Genomic DNA, 16,961 nt, shown 5'->3' with positions numbered 1-16,961 from the left:
ACTCATTTTTGTTCACTCTATAATAATAAAAAGTTATATTTATGAAAATAAAGTACTTTTAGAGCTTTTACACTAGTTACTACTTTTTAACCAAGATGAAATTAATTCAAATTACAATTTTTACACATCGCTAATTCCTCATCCTATTTACCTATCAAATCATTAAAAACATAAACTTTTGCAACACCTGAAAAACAAAATTAACCTTTAGTGAATATCAGTTAAGTTTAACGATTAATTTTATTGAGTATTTTTCACTTTTGAGCCGTTTATTGCTTTGTTAGTCTTCGAATCTGAATTTTTACCTACGTAAAAAATTGACCAATTTACACAGGGCAACACACAAGATGAGCAAAAAATTAGCGACGCTTATTAGCGCAAGTATTGTATTCGCACCCGCTGTTTCGGCAGTAGAATTATACAAAGATGACAAAAATACTGTTGAAGTTGGTGGATATCTTGATGTGCGTGTAATTAATACACAAAACGAAACCGAAGTTGTTAACGGTACCTCGCGCATTAACTTTGGATTTACCCGAAAGCTTAAGAAAGACTGGACTGCACTCGCACTCGTAGAATGGGGTGTAAACCCTGTTGGCAGCAGCGATATTATTTATAACAACCGTTTTGAGTCTATCCAGGATGAGTTTTTATACAACCGTTTAGGTTACGCAGGGCTTTCGCACGAAAAATATGGCCAACTTACCATTGGTAAACAATGGGGTGCATGGTACGACGTAGTTTACGGCACAAATAATAGCTTTGTATGGGATGGTAATGCGGCTGGTGTTTACACCTATAACAAAGACGATGGCGCTGTTAATGGCACTGGTCGTGGAGATAAATTAGTGCAGTACCGCAATAGCTATAACGATTTTAGTTTTGCAGTACAAGCGCAGCTTAAAAACAGCGAATTTTTTACCTGTGACGTAACCGACATTTCAGAAGAAGAATGTGAAGCACTTTGGAACTCTGGCGATAGTGCAGCCCAAGAAGTTGAATTTAATTACACATTTGGTGCGTCTGTAACTTATACCCCAACTGACATGCTAACACTTACAGCAGGTGTTAACCGTGGTGAGTTTGATTTAACGTTTGGCGATGGTTCTACTCGCAATGTTGAAGATTTAATTTATGGTGCAGGTATTATGTGGGGCAACATTGATGAGCCCGGCCTATACGTTGCAGCCAACGTAAATAAAAACAAAAACCACGACACAGATAACATTGGTCGCTTAATTAAAGACGCAATCGGTGTAGAAACATTTGCATCTTACCGCTTTGATAACGATTTTCGCCCTTTTATTGCCTACAACGTGTTTGATGCCGGTGATGATTACGTAATTCAGCCAAACTTTAACGCCGACCCAGAAGATGTGTTTAAGCGTCAGTTTGCTGTTATTGGCCTTCACTACTTAATTGACGAAGACACTATTGCCTACGTAGAAGCGCGTAAAGACTTTAGCGACTTTGAAAGCGATAACGACGATCAACAAGCACAAATGGAACAGTCGGAAGATGACGGTATAGCATTTGGTTTTAGATATAAGTTTTAAATATAAGTTTTAAATATAAGTTTATAAAACGACTACAACTTCCCTAAGCACAACCCTTTTAGCCCTTTTAACTTTTTTAACTGGGCTTTTTTTTATTCCGCCATACTTTTTTCAATACTCAATTTTGCATTTAAGGCTATTTCAAAAAAGGCATTAACAGCCGCAATGGTATCTGCTTTTTTAATTTGTAATAGCACCATTCACGATGCCCCTATTTTTAACGTTTACCGTTTTTCTGCTCATTACAATGAGCGGGGAAAACTTTAATTAAGCACTCATAGTCCACACTCGGCATTTATATTTTTAGTAGATGTAGTTATCGCAGGCTTTATTATTTTGATTACTTTTTTCTAATTTGACTCTATTGCTAAGTTTAGCCTTATAGCAATATTTAGTATGATGTGTTCTTTTGCTGTAAAGCCACCAGCCAATTTATATTAACTGCATTAAGAGTATAAAAAGATGCTGAAACTATATTGAAATAGCAAAGTACTTACACTGCTTATTGCTGATCACAAAGGCGAAAGGCTGATTAAAAGCAGTAACAAATAGATGTGTATATGCTTCATGGGTACTGACGGTATTCTAATTTAATAGTTGTGAACTGTATATAAAAACAGTACATGTAATTGCAGTGCAAAAATAATTTAAACCTAGCTTTTTTGTAAGTCGTTAATAATATTGAACTAAGTAAATTGTTATAAAGCTGATTCGTTATCATAAATAGATGAAATAGCGACAACTGTATATGTATACAGTTGTCGCTTAAACCTATCTAACCTACTTTTTAATAAACGTACTATAACCAGCTAATGCCTTAGCCACACTAATTGATGGATTATCTGAATGCTCAGCACCTTTGTTTATAGCACTTTGCCACACAAGGTTATTGTTAGGGTTGGCTGTTAAAACGGTCTCTAAATTACTAAACGCTTTTAACATTAACGGATGCTCTGCCCCGCCCACCGAAAGATATAAATAAGTAGACGATTTAACTTTGTTATCTTGAGCATTTAAAAACGCTTCTAAATTATTAACTACGGTCATATCGTCATACCAAGCCGCTGGGCTAAAAGCAAAATAGCCATTAAACAATTCAGGCTTTGTATGCAGTGTATAAAGCACAAAGCTACCACCTGCCGAAAAACCACTTAATACACGGTTATTACTAAGCTTATATTTTGCTGATAAATAAGGGAGTAACTCAGTTTCAATAAACGCTAAAAACTTGTCGGCTTCACCATTTGGTTCAATAAGTGTTTCATGCTCTGGACGCGCTTGTGTATTTACATCTTGGCGGGCATAAGGAGGTACTAAATCGCGATTACGTGTATCTGTAAAAAACAAATTAGGAATAGACACCAATATAGCCTTATCCCCTTTTTCGCTCTTAGCTTGTTTTGTAAGTGCTTTATCCCATGTATCTAAATTAAAGTTACCATCGGTTTTAATAATTAACGGATACGCTTTTTTAGGATTGTAATTAGCGGGCAATCTTATAAACACTTTGCGCGACTCATTAAGCACGCTTGAGTTAATTGTTACATCTGTATAGGCCGATACATAATGGTTATAATAACGTATAGCTAAAATACCAATAGCAAAAATGACTACGGCTAAACTTAAATTAATAATATAGTGTTTTGTTATTTTTATTGCCATACGGCATTCCTTTCAATGTTTAGGAGTTATTTAATCGAGCTTAACCCATTGCTTTATTTCCAGCGCGGTCATAATAAGCTCTACCGAAAACGCGGCTAAAATCATGCCCATCACTCGCGTTAAAATAGACGCGCCGCCAACACCAATTAGCTTAATAATTTTACCCGAAAGCAGCAACAGTATTAAAGTAATACCCAACACACCAATTGTAACAAGCGCTGTGCCTATTTGAGTAGTAATTGGGTGTATGTGGTTATCGGTAAGTAGTATTACCGCCAAAATAGCGCCAGGAGTCGCCGTTGCCGGTATAGCAAGCGGAAACACGGCTATATCGTGATCGGGGTCTTGTTTGGCTTTGTTAGAATCGTTTCCAAAAATCATTTGCAGGCCAAACAAAAACAATATAATTCCGCCCCCTAACTGAAACGACACCAACCTAATTCCCATCGCATTAAGTATTAGTTGCCCTATTAAAATAGAACCCAATAATACGCCCCCGGCATAAAGTACCGTTTTAAATGCAGTTTTACGGCGTTGTTGATCAGTTAAATGAGAAGTAAGCGCAGCAAACAGCGCCATAGTGCCTATTGGGTCAATGGTCGCCCAAATTACAAGCGCATCTTGAGAGAGTTTTTCTAGCATATAAAATCCTTGTTAAGCGTAAATGTTTAATAAAACACGGGTAACAAATTCATTTGCTTACGCTTAACTATAATAGAAAGCCGCTATTTTTTGTATTTTATTTACTGAGCTTTAAGGATTGAGGATTGAAAAAAGGTAAGCACTTATAATTGCCGTCTTGAGTTAAAGTGATTTATGCCAAATAGAATTTTCTCTTAAACTAAAGCCCAGTTTCATAAGTAAATTATGGGAACGTGCATTATGTGCACTCACCTCAGCAGACAAATGTTTAAGCGGAATATGCTTAACTAGAGTTTCAATAAAACCGGTCACCACTTCAAACATTACGCCCTTATCCCAAAAGTCAGGATGCAGCTCAAATCCTATAAACGCACTACTTTTACACGGGGTTAAATTATAAAGCCCACAAGTACCCATTAACTTTCCAGATATATTATGTTCAATTGCAACTCGAATTACTTCACCTTCGTAGTAGGCACTAATATCATCTTGTATTAATTGTTTGATTTGCGTTTTGCTAAGTGGTGTTTCGTAGTCGTTAAATTCTGACACGTGCGGGTGATTTAAAATATTAAATAAACACGCTGCGTGTTTGTGGGTAACTAAACGTAGCGTAACGCGCTCAAGCTTTGTGGTGTTAAACATTTTATTTAAGTGGTTAGTTAAATTAGCTCTTTATGGGCACGCATTATTAACTTACCATACCCCATTAACAAGCATTATCTTTAAAGCAAAAAGAGTAAGAGAACGTAATGAGTGACGATTTTAAAGTAATACAACCCACTACCACAGTATATTGCCCAAAGCGCGGCGAAGGCTGGACCTTAACAGGCATTACTAATATTAACGAGTTTACCTCAGTAATGTTTGACGGCACACGCTATACGCTTCCAGCACGCGAAATAGTAGAAGAACTTCTTCCTAACCAATTAGCGCGTGAGCAAAATAGCTAACCAAACACATACACAGTAAAAAGGCTGCTATTTTGCAGCCTACTATCTAATTAACGAGTTAAAATGCATCGTCTTCGCTGTAAACATTAACGTTTAGCTCGTCATCATTTTCAAATACCACAAACGAAATAGGCTTACAGCATACTTGGCAGTCTTCTATGTATTGCTCATCAATATCTGCTGCATCAAGTAATACTTCTATACTTTCTCCACAATAAGGGCAGCTTATTGATGTTTCTGTTAACTGGTTCATTTATCACCTGCTAATTTATATCACGAATGTTGTCACTTTAATGAACACGTAAGCATAATTCAACACCCCATTAAATAACGCATACTTGGCTAACCCAATTAAACCGTGCTACTAACTTAAATAGTGATCTTGTTACTAGCCTTATCCCTATAAAACTTGTCAAAGCACAATATTTTTAACCATAGATAAGTTGGCCAGCCCTCTACAATGAAATTGTATTAGCACTTAGCGGGTCTAACTTTATAAGTATTTATAAACTCACAGTACAGATGGATAATTTTATGAAAAAATCACTTACGCTTGCATTAACATCTGCCGTTATTTTGTTTAGTACATTTTCCCATGCAGCTAAAACCGAAAAAGCCGTTCTAGCTGGAGGTTGTTTTTGGTGTATGGAAAGTGACTTTGAAAAGCTAGAAGGCGTAACCGATGTAATATCGGGCTTTACTGGCGGTAAACTTAAAAACCCGACATACAATGGTAATCATAAAGGCCATTACGAGGCGGTAGAAATTACTTACGATCCGGCCATAGTAAACTATCAGGGCATACTTGATCATTACTGGGTAAATATTGATCCCTTTGATGCCAAAGGCCAATTTTGTGATAAAGGCCCTAGTTACTTAAGCGCTATATTTGTACAAAACGACGAACAACGTAAATTAGCCGAAAAAACAAAAGCAGCAGTAGTTGCCGAGTTCCCTAATCAAACTGTGGTTACACCTATACTAAACGCAAGCACCTTTTACCCTATAAAAGGGAGGGAAAGCTTTCACCAAGATTATTACAAAAACAATCCAATCCGATACAACACTTATCGTTGGCGTTGTGGTCGCGACAGCCGCCTAGAAGAAATTTGGGGCGACAGAGCAACCCATTAATCACGTTAAATCAGGTATACCACAGTAAAATATTAAAAGGCTGGTTTAATTATCAGCTTTTTAATATTTTAGTTATTGCGAGATTCTTTAATAAATCGATATCTAAATTCAGATAAATAACCAACAATGCTAACAAGCAAGGCAGAATTAAAATCACCTCTCACAAGCTGTGTCCAAACATTTCCTTCTCCATTAAAGCTAATGTAAATAACCATAATAAAAGCAACAAACGCTGAAACTTGATACATCCAAGAATATTCACCAAAAAATTTCTGTGTCACACTTTTTTCTTTTAATTTATCTTCCACAATTAATCTCCATTTTATATTGCTATTAAATCCTAGCTATAACATAGGCAAAATAAGGAATTTATAATAAAGGTTTATTTATACACCGTCTATTTCATAAAGCCTTTGTTATTAAGCTAAATGCTTGAATAGCTAATAGAATACATATCACTTCGCTTTAAGTGGACAGCACTGCTTGACTTAAGATACTCAGTTTTAGGATTCATTATCAATAAATAGTATATTCTGTTTCCTAAAGCAGGCTGTTTATCTACTAAATCAAATACAATAAATTGCACTCCTAAATTGATATAAACAAAATTCAACAGCTGGAGTTACACAAAATGTTTGCCAAGCAATTACAACTAGCGCGTGCTCTAGAGTTACCAACACGACAAGCCATGCTTTACCGTGAACCAGCAGTACAAAACTTTTGGATAAACAACACTGACCTAATTACAAACGCGTGGAGCGAATGGGAAGCCACATCAATAGATAGCTCAACGTTTACACTTGACGACACACTACTTGATAAAAACCTGCGCGAAGCAGTAAAGCAAGCATGGGAAGATCCATCAAAAGAGCTGGCCGTAAAAGCGTTATTACACGAAGTAGCGCCTGATGTGTTTCAATTTCAATTTTTTGATCCTGAGCGCCTAGCTGTATTACGCGGATATTTAGAACAAGTATGGAATTCGCAAATCCCTATGCGCCCGCCATACGGCATAGTGTTAAATCACCGTGGTGCCATGCTTGATAGCCGATCAGAAGGTTATTTAGCCGCGCCAAGCTTTCAAGCATTTTATAACGAAATACTAAACACTTATATGCGCCCTATTTCACGTATGCTGTTCCCGGAAGTTATGGGGTTTGATACACAAACATTTGGCTTTTCAATTTATTATGAGCCAAATACAGATTCGTCAATTCGCCCACATACCGACGCATCAGCTGTAACGCTTAACATTAACCTAAATTTACCAGGCGAAGAGTTTACAGGGTCACAAGTGGACTTTTATCACCCGTACACAGGTGACATTAAATCACTTACCTTTAAGCCTGGTACTGCCATGTTACATCGAGGCAATATTGCACACGCAGCCAAGCCTATTACCAGTGGCGAGCGAACTAACTTTGTATTGTGGTTGTATGGGGAGCGCGGTCGATTACCAGCACAAGGTGCACCACGCATTCCTGTTGATGCTAAACAGCGCTGGACTAACCCAAACAAACCAAATGATGGCTATGCACCATTTTAAGTAATCGCTTTTAACGTTTTAAATACAAATGGCTGCCTAATTTAAGCAGCCTTATAAAAATAAAGCTCATCCAGTAACCAACACGTTTTAAATATAGTAATATCAAAAAACCGCCCTATTCATAATCTATATTGTCGCCACTTATAACAATAGATAACACAAATTTTCCGCCTTGCTTTTCTTATGTCCAGTACTTCGCTTAACAAAGTACAAAATTTAGGGGGATGTCATGTTTTTTTGTATTTAATTGATAAGCCACTGTAATGCTTAAGTTGGTAATTTAATAAACTGTGCTATCTTTTTACTATCTATATCATAAAAATAAGCGCTAACATGTTGTTCCGAGGTACAATTGCCATAGCTATATTGGTAATTTCCGCTGCTAATAAAAGCTATGCAGATGAAGTAGACGTGCAATTTAGCGGTTTTGCATCCTTAACACTCAGCTACACGGACGATTCAGATATTGGCTTTGCATCGAGTTATTCAAATGTCAACGAATCTGGTTTTTCAGCAACGCGAGATTCAATTTTAGGTGGGCAGGCTAATATATCATTGGCCAAAAATTGGGACTCTGTGTTTCAAGTAGTTATTCAAGATCATGCCTTTAAAAGCTTTGATAATTTTTTAGAGCTCGCCTTTGTGCGCTATCGCCCTACCCGTCATTGGGCTATTCGTGCAGGCAGGTTAAATAGCGACCTTTACTTACTATCGGAATACCCTTACGTAGGGTATGCCTATTTATGGGTGCGCCCGCCTCATTCGTACTACTCGTTTGCAAACATTGCAGGAAATTTCGATGGTGTAGATGTGGAATACAGCAAAGCAATTAACGACGGTTTTTTACGTTTAAAACTTGCTTATGGTATTACAACAGCCAAGCTACAAGCCTATAATAACGACTTTTTTATTGATTTTGATAACTTAACAACTTTTAGCGCAACCTACTCTTTAGATGCATGGACTATGCGTTTTTCATTATCAAAGTCAGACTTTGGGGATTATAAGTTAACCTCTTTAGATGAGTATTTAGCCGCACTCAACTCAATACCACAAAGTATATGGCCGCAAGCGCAAAAAATATCAAACAAATTTAACACCAAAGGTAACAGTATAGAATACGCCGCGTTTGGGCTAACTTACGATCACAACAATTGGCTAATCCAATCTGAGGTGGGTATTTCAGAATCCGATTGGATAGTTGCTCCGTCAGTTCTTAGTGGCTACATTAGTGCAGGTTACCGTGTAGATAACGCAATATTTTATACAGGTTTTACAGCGGCTAAACACCGACATGACGTAATAAAAGTAAACGATCCTGCTTTTCCGCCAAGCACTCCCGAGCAATTTTCAGTGCCTATACAACAACTCGCAGTTGCCAGTCAGTCTGCTGTTAAAGTTACCAATGTTCACCAACACTCAATTAACGTAGGCGTAAAATGGCAACTGTCTGAGAGCATAGCATTAAAAGCCCAGTTAGACCGCTTTGATATAAAGCCTCAAGGCGCTGGCTTATGGAGTCTTAGCAACCCTTCAGATGTTGATGAGGGCCACAAAGTACATATACTTAGTCTAAATGCTAGTATGGTGTTTTAATGATGAGCCCTCGCAACTTGTTTATAACTGCATTGCTGCCCTTGTGCCTGCTTTTTATGAGCTTTTATGCTAAATCTACAGAGTTTGTAGTCGTGGTTAATAAAAGCAATGCGATTAACGCATTATCAAAACGAGAAATTATTGATATTTACATGGGCCGGTATTTAACTTTCCCTGATGGTGAGACATCAAAACCGCTTGATTTGCCCGCGCAATCAACATTAAAAAACGACTTTTACCTGCAGCTGGTCAACAAAAATGAGCAAAAAATTAATGCTTATTGGGCAAGGCTTTTATTTTCAGGGCGTGCAAAGCCACCCACTCCTTCAACATCGGTAGAAGACGCAATAAACAAAATAGCAGCATCACAATTTGCAATTGGCTACATTCCGCTATCGCAAGTTACAGATGAAGTAAAAGTGGTATACACATTTGATTAAAATTATTAGCCAAAAACTCTACATACGCGTCGCTATATCAATTGCGTTAGTTGCTATTGTTGTGTCTTTAGTCTCGTCTATGCTCTCTTATTACTCAGGCTTTAAAGAGAAAAAAAATACAAATTACTTACTCGTTCAACAGTTAGCGCAAACAATGGAAAAAACAGCCGCCATAGCAGCCTACCTAAACGACCGTGAATTAAGCCAAGAAATTATTAACGGCCTACTCAGTAACGACTTAGTGCAAGGCGCAAGCCTAGAAGGAGAAGTAAACCCTAAAGGAGAGATGGATTTATTTATAGCAAAAGGATCTACTAACAAAAAAAATGAAGCTGTTTTAATTAAATTAGTTCACCCTTTTATAGAAGACACTTTTATAGGTGTACTCGCCATATACCCTGACGATAACTTTATTGAACAACAAGCACAGTCAGCGCTTATAAAAGAATTTATCTTAATGCTGATTCAATCCATTGTTATCGCATTTTTTGTATCGCTGGTAGTTCAGCGCTGGCTTACACAGCCTATTCAAAACCTAACCGACAGCTTTGCTAAAATAAATCCAAGCGAGCCAGAAACCCTTAAAATGCTAACCTTCAAGCAAGGCAAGCGGGACGAAATAAGCCGTTTAACCCAAGGTATAAATGCCTTAATGCACGAGCTACATTTAACTATTAGTAATGAGCAAACACTGCGTAAAAAAACTCAAGAGCTAGAAGCTAAATTTAGACTTATTTTTGAACAAGCCAGCGCAGGTATTTGTTTACTCGATGACAAAAACATTATCACCACCTTTAACCCTGCATTTAAGCATTACTTTACCGTACCTGGTGAAGAAGAATTACCAACCTTGCATTTTCCTGAGTTACTTAGCAATGTAGACGAATTACAAAGCCTACTGGCAGATATTCGCTCTGCTAAAAACCCACCACAAACCACCTTAGATGTAGAGTGTAAAGTTGGCTATAAAACGGTATGGTTTCATTGTTTATTTGTAAGGTTAACAGACCAAAGAGATACCAAACGAAACCCCAAACAAGAGCAGCTAGTAGAAGTAATTTTACACGATGTAACCGAGCGCGCAGAACGCGAACAGCAAACCCGCTTTGAAGCCGATCACGACCCACTCACTGGCTTATTAAACCGACGCGCCGGTGAAAACCGCCTTAAAAAAGCACTACGTGAATGTATTAAACATAATGAACATTTAGTACTAATGATGATTGATTTAGATAAGTTTAAACCCATTAACGACACCTACGGCCACGAAGCAGGTGATAAAGTACTTATTGAAATAGCACACCGATTTAAAAAGCACTTTAACCAAGAAACCGACATATGCATCCGCCTAGGCGGTGACGAGTTTATTGTTGCAAGGCAGGTTAATACCTACAACAAAGCAGCAACGCGTGAGCAATCAATCGCTTTACTAAACGAGCTACAACAAGACATTTATATTTCACAAAATAAAACATGCGCCGTGGGTGCCAGCATTGGTATTGCAGTCGGCCCTAAAGATGGTGATGAGTTACTCGAATTAATGATCAATGGTGACAAAATGCTCTACCACGTAAAAGAAACAGGCCGAGGGAAAATTGCATTTTATGACGAGTTTAAAAAGTAAGATGGTGTGACTTAAATAATAGCATACAGTTTCTTGAAGTTGCGAAAATAGACAGCAGAAGCTAATGCTATAAAGTTTTAACGACTTTCAAATAGTCTTTATTATAAAAATAAGCCGCTAACCCAAAATAAGAAATAGCACCTAAATAAGCAATTGGAAAGTGTGAATATACACTGAGGTAAATAAGCAATAATATAAAAAACAGACTAATGCTAAAGCAAACAACTGCCAAAAGCCTGCCTAACCAACATATAGGTTGGGCTGCAATATTTAAAACAAACAAGCTAATAGCACCAAGTATTACATACACTAAAGTGTTTAAATCTTCCCCATGCGCTAAACCATCTTCGGTATAGTACATCATGTAATGAGCAAGCGGAGTCAGTGCTAATAAAGCCCAGAAACCATAACTACTCCAAGTTGATGAGACAAAATAGTTACTACCAATGTCAGGCGCAGGAAACGATGCTTTATATCTATTTTGGTTCATGTGAATTCCAGTTAAGCCGTTTTATATAAGTTGATAGCTAGGCTTTTATCAAAAACACAAAAGGCCAACAGACAATAAAAACTGTCCGTATTATTGATTTTTATCAAAAAAATTACAACTTGCTTCTATTACTAACCACAATACAGAATAACAATTGTACTATTAGCGATTAATCAAAGTAATAAAAAATCTATTTAAAAAGAATATTGAACAATAAACTTTTCAATTGATAGAATGCCCTACTTTTTCCCATAAAGAGATACAATGGCAAACTTCAATACTCATCTTAATACTGCCGTAATCATCACAGGTTTAGGCTCGGCCACTTTATTATCTGCAGGCCATATCGATTTAAAAGACGCACTTTGGTTATGGTTTTTAGGCTCAATTGGCGGCTTATTGCCCGACATAGATTCAGATAACTCAACATCACTCGATACTATTTTTAACTTATTCGCACTCAGCGCTGTATTACTGGTACTGCATTACATAACTACCGAGCTCATTATTGAAATTAGCTTTATCGAGTTAATCATAGTGCCGTTATTGGTTTACGGATTTATGAAATATATTATTAGACCTATTTTTGAATGGATCACAGTACACAGAGGTAGTTGCCACTCTTTACTATTTATACTGTTATGCGCGCTAATAACGACTCAAGTAACATGGAAACTGAATGACCAATCAACCACACAAGCAGCCGTCTTTGCCTGGTTAACGGGTGGGTTTATTTTACTCGGCGGATTAATTCATTTATTGCTGGATGAAATTTACAGTGTAGATTTAAGTAACGTCACCATTAAACGCTCTTTTGGCACCGCTTTAAAAATAGCCGACTTCGATAATAAACTAATTACGCTAGCTTCAATTATTGCCATTGCAGGTTTGATCTATGTTGCCCCTCCCACAGAACAAACTATTACAGCGTTAAGTGACTGGTCTCATTTTACGTTTTTATCTTAACGCCATAAGTAATAAGCCGTTTGTCCACATACTCAAAATGTGTGCCCTCTTGGTAATCAAATGTTGATTTATTAAGAGGGCATGAGGCACTGCGCTTTTAGATACATGCATGGCTAAACCAAAGCGGCTTTGCAAAGTCCTGTTTGTTATTAATTAATACTTTTATAGGTTTAAGTGAAATAATTTACTCGCTTTACCTGTCTTATACCTACAACGATAAACGCTATTTAATACAAATACTAAGCAGTTTGATACATTCAAACCCGCAACAACTGTTGAAAGCGTCAAATATAAAATCAAAAGAGGTCCATAATGGAATTTACACATAAACGCACCGCCCTAATTACAGCATCGTTATTGTTGGTATTGGCGATATCACAGGGTATTTATTCAGCGCTTTACAGTGCTGAAATTAGTTTTTCAAGACAGGTTGCTTGGGGGCTAGAAGCACTGGTATTTACTTTACTTGTTGCCTTTGCAGGCGCAGCTATGGTGCAAGCAAAAAACGCTCAACTAGGCTGGTCGGCTATCGCGTTTAGTGCAGTACTTAACATAGTGCAGGTAAGTATTGGCCTTACGTTGTTTTCAACATTTGGCAAAGTTGCAGGCACAGTAGAAGGCGCACAACCTTTAATTGGTGGCGTAGTTTCTTTGTCATTCATGATTTACTACGCAGCTAAAGTACTATTGGGATTAGCAGCACTTATTTTTGGCCTGTCTTTTATAGCTAAAGGTGGCAAAGCCATCGGTAGCCTTACAGCCCTTGCTGGCGCAGTTGCAATGTTAGCCAATGGTATTTTAATTACCTTTGGTCGCGATGGATTTTTGCCATCAGGTGTTGCTGGCGCATCAGGCATGATTGCCACGTTACTTTTGGCAATCTGTTTAATAAGTCTTTACCGTAAAGTAGACTAAGGTTTAATATCTTATAAGTAATGTGCTTACTTAAATAAGTTATAAACATCGGCGTGTATTACATATATGCGCCGATGTTTTACGTTTAAAGTGATGGAATTTAAAATGCCAACCACCTTAATAAGTTTTCACAAAGAGGCTATGAGGCGCTGCGCTTTTAGAGGACGTTGATAGCTTAAAACATAAAGTTTTGCTAATTTAAGTTTTGGTGATTGGAGCCATAGCTGACTTTATTAGCTAAAAACCCCATCAACATGTGTTAATCAAAAAAACCGAGTGAGTTTAGGAGTGCGAAAAAAGCCCCGAATAAACCTGAAAGAGTCAATGACCAATAGAAGATACAACCAAGTACCCTATCGAATATTGTTGTATTTTCGTATAAAGCAGACGAGTTTGCATACATAAATGCAAACTTACTCTTTTCAACCTTGAGCATCCATTTCCTTGGTAGTGAGAATACTTTAGCAACATTTATGATATCCCAGCCACTTATATACTCCATACCAAGAAGCTCTTTGGTGTTTGGGTTTTTCCTTAATTTGCGTACAGTAACTTGCCCAAAAAAAACATATAAAACTGCACTAAGAAGGCAACCAACTAGAAAAATAACAAATAAAGTTTTTTCAATATCCATTAAGAGTCAAACCATTTCATAATTTCGTCGTATAAACTACCGCTATTTTTCTTCGTATAATCATTAATTTCTATTGAGGCGGCCGCCGCAGTTCCTGCTACTGCCAATCCCCCAATAACAAGCCCAACCCAGCCGACGGGAGTTGCTACGACTAAAAAAGTTAGAGCAGCAGCCCCCGCGTTAACAACACCGATACCAGTAGCAGCACTTGCAATAAAACTAGTTGATTCTACGAACATTTCGCGCTCCCAATTATCACCAGCTTTGTAGGTGTTATGTATGTTACCCACCCGACTACCAAAATCAATTACAGCTAAACCATTTCCTAAAAACTTAGAATATTTTGTAAATTTAACAACATTATCTGCATGAGTAGGGGTTATTAAGTCCAGCTTAGCAACATTACGGCTGCTCCTAGCTATATTTGCCCCCCTTGAAAAGTTTGTCATAGGTGTACCGCGTTTAGATTGGATTTGGTTTGTAACTGCTTTTACTTCCAATCTAAATTTATTTTGCATTTTATCAAAAGCAAGCTTTGCTTTTTGTTTAGCCGCAGCTTTATATGGTGATTTAGACTTGATGGCTTGACGAAATTCGAGCAGTGATTTCTGATAATCACTTACTGCATCGGCAAAATCACCAACTCTTTTAGAATAGACACTAGTCGAAGTGCCCATCAGCCCTATATTAAATTCATTTAATTTTGCTGAGATCATTGAAAGAGCTACTAAATTATCACCACCAAAAGAAAGTGATAAGTCTGTTAAGTTTTTTACATTTGGAATATTGGATATCTTTGCTAAGGAACTTGTACCAGTAGTCGAATTTCTACCTTTCAATAAATATGGTTTGTTCGCAATTATCATGTCAGGATCAGGGCATGTTAAAGAGAAAAGCCCTTCCATTTCAATACCACAATTGTTTTTTAATGAAGTACTATTCATATTGCTTTTACATAAAATTATTTCATCCATTACTCTAGTTCCTTCTAAAATTTTTATTACGCTATAAATATCTAATTTATCAAATCAATTAAATCAATTAAATCAATTAAATCATCTTTAACTTAATGACACCCTCTAAAACTAAAATTTATATAATCCCAAATATATAGAGCGCTTTAGATTATTTTTGCAAGTTTGAAAAATAATCTAACACAAGCAATTTAGAAAGCCAATTCACTCATATTGAAAAGAGATGAATTAAGTTGAAGGTAATAGATTTTTCACCAATCTTTTTAGATAACCCGCTTGATGGGTGGTGTGGGGCTGGAGGTTAGAGACCTCCAGCTACCCGATTAAAGTACTACTCATTCAAATCTATTTCATCATCAGAGGTATCATCGAACTGCTCTCTCAATTTAATTTTTAGCCAACTTCTGGGTAACTAAACTAGACAGAGGAATAACTAAACTAGACAGCGGAATAACTAAACTAGACAGCTACTTTAATTGAACAAATAAAACTATGCCAAAAAATTCGCTCTTCAGGTTAAGAATTTATCTTTTATAACTGGGTCACTTTATTTCATCCGTTAAATAAGTAATTAGCCCTATTAAAGCTAAATTACACGCATGAAAATAACAGCATAATGCAGTTGTGATTTTTTACTGAATAGTTTTACTGAGTAGCTTAAGTTTTATGCGAGTAGCTTTTCGCAGTTGCTAATATTTGATCGCCGTTTACGCTTTAAATTTTCACAGTAACTTGCTTGTGAAGTGGGTCTGCCTACTGCACCTTGAAATACGCGCGCAAATTGCGTAGTCAGTTTTAACCAGTTCTCTGGGGATATATTAAGCCTTTCTAACAAAGGTAGGTTCATGTAATCAATATACCCGCGTTTATCCTCTCGTATTATTCGCCCTGTTAGCTCAACAAGTTCAAGGTACGATTTAAGCTCAAACGGCAGTCCTTTAGGCATAATCTGACGTGGCATACCTGCAAAACGTAGTAACTGTTTAGGCTGTTTACCTTCTGTCGCGCATGTTAAGCGCTTTTGTACACTGGTATGGTCTGACTCTTCTGGTGTGTTAGCCATTTTAGCCCTAATGGGATTTAAATCGACATAGGCCATACACGCTGCAAGTGCTGCTTCATCTAGTAATGCTTGCGATTTGAATCTACCCTCCCAGAATCGTCCTGTGCAGTTATCTTCTTTATTTGCTCTGCGCGCAATGTCTTCATTTAACAACCGCATAAACCAGCTAATACTTGCTAGGCGTTCGCGGTATTGTTTAACCGTTTGGTTGAAAAAGATGAGTTCAACTTTACTTAGCTTTTCACCTTGTACATATTTTTGCGTTAACAATGTGCCTTTACAGAGTTTATGCCAGCGAATAACAATCGCTTTATCATTCAGTCTGTTTGCTTGATTATCATCTACATACAGGACTAAATGAGTGTGATTACTCATAACAGCATAAGCACACACATCAATACAAAATACCTTCGCTAATTCAAGCAGCTTATCTTCAACCCAGCCTCGTCGATGCTCGTAAGATTGACCAGTAAAACTGTCTTCTCCACATAAAAATGCACGACGAACACAGCGTGAAATACAGTGATAGTATTTTGTATCAACCAAACTTATTTGACGCTTTCTTGCAATTGCCATAAGACGCCCTGCTTTTTTTTGAACTAATTAAAACGTAGTCCTTAATTTTTAAAAGAGCAAAATTTAGAATGGGTGTCACTGTTAATCGTCAAGAATGGGTGTCACTGTTAATTCCACATAAAAATGCACGACGAACACAGCGTGAAATACAGTGATAGTATTTTGTATCAACCAAACTTATTTGACGCTT

General features: G+C 37.2%; 18 protein-coding genes. 9 read left to right on the top strand and 9 right to left on the bottom strand.

Annotated elements, in window-relative coordinates; genetic code table 11:
- Positions 1-347 precede the first annotated feature (347 nt).
- Complete coding sequence (locus tag QMA08_RS01245; protein WP_290173388.1) at positions 348-1,556, top strand: porin; 1,209 nt, start codon at positions 348-350, stop codon at positions 1,554-1,556.
- Positions 1,557-2,336: 780 nt separating this feature from the next.
- Here QMA08_RS01245 and QMA08_RS01240 read toward each other — a convergent pair.
- From QMA08_RS01240 to QMA08_RS01230, 3 genes are all read right to left on the bottom strand, one after another.
- Positions 2,337-3,218 (bottom strand): alpha/beta hydrolase-fold protein, encoded by an 882-nt coding sequence (locus tag QMA08_RS01240; RefSeq protein ID WP_272450497.1) that lies wholly within the window; start codon positions 3,216-3,218, stop codon positions 2,337-2,339.
- A gap of 30 nt (positions 3,219-3,248) precedes the next feature.
- Positions 3,249-3,860: a MarC family protein gene (locus tag QMA08_RS01235; protein WP_272450498.1), complete on the bottom strand. Its 612-nt coding sequence runs from the start codon at positions 3,858-3,860 to the stop codon at positions 3,249-3,251.
- Positions 3,861-4,022: 162 nt separating this feature from the next.
- The gene (locus tag QMA08_RS01230) at positions 4,023-4,505 is read right to left on the bottom strand and encodes a GNAT family N-acetyltransferase (RefSeq protein ID WP_002962624.1); all 483 of its coding nucleotides are present in this window, start codon (positions 4,503-4,505) and stop codon (positions 4,023-4,025) included.
- 107 nt (positions 4,506-4,612) lie between these two features.
- Here QMA08_RS01230 and QMA08_RS01225 point away from each other — a divergent pair, with 107 nt between their 5' ends.
- Positions 4,613-4,813, top strand: coding sequence for a hypothetical protein (locus tag QMA08_RS01225; protein ID WP_002962626.1), 201 nt, complete (start codon positions 4,613-4,615; stop codon positions 4,811-4,813).
- A gap of 58 nt (positions 4,814-4,871) precedes the next feature.
- Here the strand turns inward: QMA08_RS01225 and QMA08_RS01220 are convergent, their stop codons facing one another.
- A complete protein-coding gene (locus tag QMA08_RS01220; RefSeq protein ID WP_002962627.1) occupies positions 4,872-5,066 on the bottom strand; it encodes a CPXCG motif-containing cysteine-rich protein in 195 nt (64 codons plus the stop codon).
- Positions 5,067-5,347: 281 nt separating this feature from the next.
- On the opposite strand from QMA08_RS01220, the gene msrA reads away from it, so the two are divergent.
- On the top strand, positions 5,348-5,947 hold the full coding sequence (gene msrA / locus QMA08_RS01215; RefSeq protein WP_290173387.1) for a peptide-methionine (S)-S-oxide reductase MsrA: 600 nt from the start codon (positions 5,348-5,350) through the stop codon (positions 5,945-5,947).
- 68 nt (positions 5,948-6,015) lie between these two features.
- On the opposite strand, the gene QMA08_RS01210 is transcribed toward msrA, so the two are convergent.
- Complete coding sequence (locus tag QMA08_RS01210; RefSeq protein WP_002962631.1) at positions 6,016-6,255, bottom strand: hypothetical protein; 240 nt, start codon at positions 6,253-6,255, stop codon at positions 6,016-6,018.
- Positions 6,256-6,578: 323 nt separating this feature from the next.
- Between QMA08_RS01210 and QMA08_RS01205 the strand changes: the two genes are divergently transcribed.
- The 4 genes from QMA08_RS01205 to QMA08_RS01190 all read left to right on the top strand — a co-directional run bounded on the left by QMA08_RS01205 (position 6,579) and on the right by QMA08_RS01190 (position 11,153).
- Positions 6,579-7,493 carry a 2OG-Fe(II) oxygenase family protein gene (locus QMA08_RS01205; RefSeq protein ID WP_290173386.1) on the top strand — a complete coding sequence of 305 codons (915 nt, stop codon included), beginning with the start codon at positions 6,579-6,581 and terminating at the stop codon, positions 7,491-7,493.
- Positions 7,494-7,826: 333 nt separating this feature from the next.
- Positions 7,827-9,089, top strand: a complete 1,263-nt coding sequence (locus QMA08_RS01200; protein WP_290173385.1) for a hypothetical protein — start codon at positions 7,827-7,829, stop codon at positions 9,087-9,089.
- Positions 9,089-9,529 (top strand): hypothetical protein, encoded by a 441-nt coding sequence (locus QMA08_RS01195; RefSeq protein ID WP_138489075.1) that lies wholly within the window; start codon positions 9,089-9,091, stop codon positions 9,527-9,529. Before QMA08_RS01200 ends, QMA08_RS01195 begins: the two co-directional genes overlap by 1 nt.
- Entirely contained in the window at positions 9,522-11,153 is a 1,632-nt protein-coding gene (locus tag QMA08_RS01190) for a sensor domain-containing diguanylate cyclase (RefSeq protein WP_290173384.1), read from the top strand. The genes QMA08_RS01195 and QMA08_RS01190 overlap by 8 nt, the downstream gene beginning before the upstream one ends.
- A gap of 67 nt (positions 11,154-11,220) precedes the next feature.
- Here the strand turns inward: QMA08_RS01190 and QMA08_RS01185 are convergent, their stop codons facing one another.
- Complete coding sequence (locus QMA08_RS01185; protein WP_290173383.1) at positions 11,221-11,643, bottom strand: hypothetical protein; 423 nt, start codon at positions 11,641-11,643, stop codon at positions 11,221-11,223.
- Positions 11,644-11,907: 264 nt separating this feature from the next.
- On the opposite strand from QMA08_RS01185, the gene QMA08_RS01180 reads away from it, so the two are divergent.
- The gene (locus QMA08_RS01180) at positions 11,908-12,609 is read left to right on the top strand and encodes a metal-dependent hydrolase (RefSeq protein WP_290173382.1); all 702 of its coding nucleotides are present in this window, start codon (positions 11,908-11,910) and stop codon (positions 12,607-12,609) included.
- 312 nt (positions 12,610-12,921) lie between these two features.
- On the top strand, positions 12,922-13,524 hold the full coding sequence (locus QMA08_RS01175; protein ID WP_290173381.1) for a thiamine biosynthesis protein ThiC: 603 nt from the start codon (positions 12,922-12,924) through the stop codon (positions 13,522-13,524).
- Between the two features lie 259 nt (positions 13,525-13,783).
- Here the strand turns inward: QMA08_RS01175 and QMA08_RS01170 are convergent, their stop codons facing one another.
- The 3 genes from QMA08_RS01170 to QMA08_RS01160 all read right to left on the bottom strand — a co-directional run bounded on the left by QMA08_RS01170 (position 13,784) and on the right by QMA08_RS01160 (position 16,771).
- Complete coding sequence (locus tag QMA08_RS01170; protein ID WP_290173380.1) at positions 13,784-14,158, bottom strand: hypothetical protein; 375 nt, start codon at positions 14,156-14,158, stop codon at positions 13,784-13,786.
- Entirely contained in the window at positions 14,158-15,132 is a 975-nt protein-coding gene (locus QMA08_RS01165) for a hypothetical protein (RefSeq protein ID WP_290173379.1), read from the bottom strand. Before QMA08_RS01165 ends, QMA08_RS01170 begins: the two co-directional genes overlap by 1 nt.
- 664 nt (positions 15,133-15,796) lie before the next feature.
- Positions 15,797-16,771: a transposase gene (locus QMA08_RS01160; protein WP_290173378.1), complete on the bottom strand. Its 975-nt coding sequence runs from the start codon at positions 16,769-16,771 to the stop codon at positions 15,797-15,799.
- Positions 16,772-16,961: the final 190 nt, after the last annotated feature.

The organism is Pseudoalteromonas sp. APC 3355 (assembly GCF_030407615.1).
Lineage (GTDB): Bacteria > Pseudomonadota > Gammaproteobacteria > Enterobacterales > Alteromonadaceae > Pseudoalteromonas > Pseudoalteromonas distincta.
The sequence above is the reverse complement of the archived record's forward strand: the minus strand, read 5'-3'. Positions and strand labels throughout refer to the sequence as shown.

Coding starts and splice junctions, on each gene's coding strand:
- QMA08_RS01245 (WP_290173388.1), top strand. CDS start 348: ATGAGCAAAAAATTAGCGACGCTTATTAGCGCAAGTATTGTATTCGCA.
- QMA08_RS01240 (WP_272450497.1), bottom strand. CDS start 3,218: ATGGCAATAAAAATAACAAAACACTATATTATTAATTTAAGTTTAGCC.
- QMA08_RS01235 (WP_272450498.1), bottom strand. CDS start 3,860: ATGCTAGAAAAACTCTCTCAAGATGCGCTTGTAATTTGGGCGACCATT.
- QMA08_RS01230 (WP_002962624.1), bottom strand. CDS start 4,505: ATGTTTAACACCACAAAGCTTGAGCGCGTTACGCTACGTTTAGTTACC.
- QMA08_RS01225 (WP_002962626.1), top strand. CDS start 4,613: ATGAGTGACGATTTTAAAGTAATACAACCCACTACCACAGTATATTGC.
- QMA08_RS01220 (WP_002962627.1), bottom strand. CDS start 5,066: ATGAACCAGTTAACAGAAACATCAATAAGCTGCCCTTATTGTGGAGAA.
- msrA (WP_290173387.1), top strand. CDS start 5,348: ATGAAAAAATCACTTACGCTTGCATTAACATCTGCCGTTATTTTGTTT.
- QMA08_RS01205 (WP_290173386.1), top strand. CDS start 6,579: ATGTTTGCCAAGCAATTACAACTAGCGCGTGCTCTAGAGTTACCAACA.
- QMA08_RS01200 (WP_290173385.1), top strand. CDS start 7,827: ATGTTGTTCCGAGGTACAATTGCCATAGCTATATTGGTAATTTCCGCT.
- QMA08_RS01195 (WP_138489075.1), top strand. CDS start 9,089: ATGATGAGCCCTCGCAACTTGTTTATAACTGCATTGCTGCCCTTGTGC.
- QMA08_RS01185 (WP_290173383.1), bottom strand. CDS start 11,643: ATGAACCAAAATAGATATAAAGCATCGTTTCCTGCGCCTGACATTGGT.
- QMA08_RS01180 (WP_290173382.1), top strand. CDS start 11,908: ATGGCAAACTTCAATACTCATCTTAATACTGCCGTAATCATCACAGGT.
- QMA08_RS01175 (WP_290173381.1), top strand. CDS start 12,922: ATGGAATTTACACATAAACGCACCGCCCTAATTACAGCATCGTTATTG.
- QMA08_RS01170 (WP_290173380.1), bottom strand. CDS start 14,158: ATGGATATTGAAAAAACTTTATTTGTTATTTTTCTAGTTGGTTGCCTT.
- QMA08_RS01165 (WP_290173379.1), bottom strand. CDS start 15,132: ATGGATGAAATAATTTTATGTAAAAGCAATATGAATAGTACTTCATTA.
- QMA08_RS01160 (WP_290173378.1), bottom strand. CDS start 16,771: ATGGCAATTGCAAGAAAGCGTCAAATAAGTTTGGTTGATACAAAATAC.